3 protein-coding genes are annotated in these 1,976 nt (G+C 67.0%); 1 reads left to right on the forward strand and 2 read right to left on the reverse strand.

Translation table 11 applies throughout. The features are described 5' to 3' along the window. Positions 1 to 249: hypothetical protein (locus AC5RUJ_RS15280; RefSeq protein WP_494156142.1), on the reverse strand; the 249-nt coding region annotated here is incomplete at its 3' end. Between the two features lie 394 nt (positions 250 to 643). Between AC5RUJ_RS15280 and AC5RUJ_RS15285 the strand changes: the two genes are divergently transcribed. After that, the gene (locus AC5RUJ_RS15285; protein WP_494129075.1) at positions 644 to 1,318 is read left to right on the forward strand and encodes a vitamin K epoxide reductase family protein; all 675 of its coding nucleotides are present in this window, start codon (positions 644 to 646) and stop codon (positions 1,316 to 1,318) included. A 125-nt stretch (positions 1,319 to 1,443) separates the two neighbouring features. On the opposite strand, the gene ndk is transcribed toward AC5RUJ_RS15285, so the two are convergent. Then, positions 1,444 to 1,860, reverse strand: coding sequence for a nucleoside-diphosphate kinase (ndk, locus tag AC5RUJ_RS15290; protein WP_493977451.1), 417 nt, complete (start codon positions 1,858 to 1,860; stop codon positions 1,444 to 1,446). Positions 1,861 to 1,976: the final 116 nt, after the last annotated feature.

Below are 1,976 nucleotides of genomic sequence, written 5' to 3' on the forward strand. Positions count from 1 at the left end.
CTGCTCCCCTGCCGGGTGTTCCCCGGCGGCTATCGCGGCGTCGGGCGCCGTGGCCGCGGGGGAAGCGGCGGAGGCATCGCCGTCGTTGTTGGTGCCGGTAGGTGCCGCTGCGGGCAGTTCAACGCCCAACTGGTCCTGCGACGGTGCGGACACAGTGGGCTTGCGGCGGGGCCGCGGCGGTTTCTTGGCTGGTACCTCCGGCGCGTCGACCGGAGAGGAGGTAGCGGGAATTACCTGTTCATTGTCCATTTAAAGTTGTGCTCCAACCCTTGCGGCACCGGCCACATCCCGGTGCCCTTGGGGGCATGTAGCCGGGTATCCGGGTGCCTTGGGCTGCCCGACACCGAAAGTCGTCTTGGTATCACCCGAGCTCGCGCCATCACGTGGGGCGCGGCACACCCGGGGACCAGCGGCGCTTTTCCGTCTGCCGTAACCTTCTCTTCACCGGCAGGGCCGCCCGGCGGATTCCCAGCGCCCATCCGGATTGATGGGCTCCTTGTTCGGGAAGCGTCGCCGACGGACCTGGAAGCCTGTCGCTGGACCAACAGCAGCATGTGGGGCTGCTATTAGCCACGATCATTCTCTCACACCGGGTGCGATTTAGTGAGTAATGGGCGTTCTCTCCGGCGTAGAATCGAGCCATATGCCCCCTAGCCCGAGGAACACGGTGCAGACCCACGCGCAGACCTCCACATCCCCGGCCGCGCCAGCGCCCGGCCAACTCCCGGACAGCGGGGTTCCCGGCGTTGCCCGGGAGAAACCCTTCGCGTGGCTGCTGCTGGCCACCGGTGTTGTCGGCTGGATCATGTCCGGCATCCTGGTCCTGGAGCGGCTGGCGACCTACGAAAATCCGGGCCATGTGACCAGCTGTGACATCAACCCGTGGGTCTCCTGCGGCAAGGTGTTCCTGCACTGGCAGGCCGGGCTTTTCGGCTTCCCCAACCCGCTGATCGGGATCGTCGCCTTCGCGGTTCCCATCACGACGGCGGTGGCGATCCTTGCGGGGGCGCGGTTCCGCCGGTGGTACTGGATGGGACTGCAGGCCGGCGTCACGCTGGGCTTCGTCTTTGTCGTCTGGTTGTGGAGCCAGGCGCTCTACGACATCCACATCCTGTGCCTGTACTGCATGGGCGTGTGGGCCGCCATGATCCCGATGCTGGTGCACACGACGGCGCGGAACCTGGCGCACGGCGTGATCAAGGCGCCGGCGGCGGTGGTCCGGTTCGCCGGCAGCTGGGCCTGGACCCTGACCGCCCTGCTGTGGATCGTGACCGCCGGGACGATCTTCCTGGCCTTCATCGACGCCTTCCTGGGCTGACCGGAATCGTCTTCCTGAGCTCTTGGGACAGCTTGGACTCGCCGCGATTGCCTTCCCGGGCTGAACCCGAATAAACCAGAGGCCGCGTCCCCGTCGGGGGCCGCGGCCTCTGCTGCTTCAGGGGTCTAGGAGAACCAGATCCCGATCTCGCGCGCGGCGGACTCGGGCGAGTCGGAGCCGTGCACGAGGTTTTGCTGCACCTTCACGCCCCAGTCGCGGCCAAAGTCGCCGCGGATCGTCCCGGGGGCCGCGGTGGTGGGGTCGGTGGTGCCGGCCAGCGACCGGAAGCCCTCGATCACCCGGTGCCCCTCGAACACGGCGGCGGCGACCGGGCCGGAGAGCATGAACTCGACCAGCGGCTCGTAGAACGGCTTGCCGACATGCTCTTCGTAATGCTGTTCCAGCAGTTCGCGGGTGGCGTTGACCAGCTTCAGTTCGACCAGCGTGTAGCCCTTGGCCTCTATGCGGGCCAGGATGCTGCCCGTGAGACCGCGGGACACGCCGTCGGGCTTGACCAGTACCAGTGTGCGTTCAACGCTCACAATTTCTCCTCATTCGCTTCACGATTAGCTCCGAAAACCCCGTTCAATCCTAACGGGACGCGCGGGCAGCGCAGGTCAGCGCCCGGCGTCGTCCGCAGCGCCGGCCTCCGGGCCGT

The organism is Arthrobacter sp. Y3223164 (assembly GCF_059091005.1).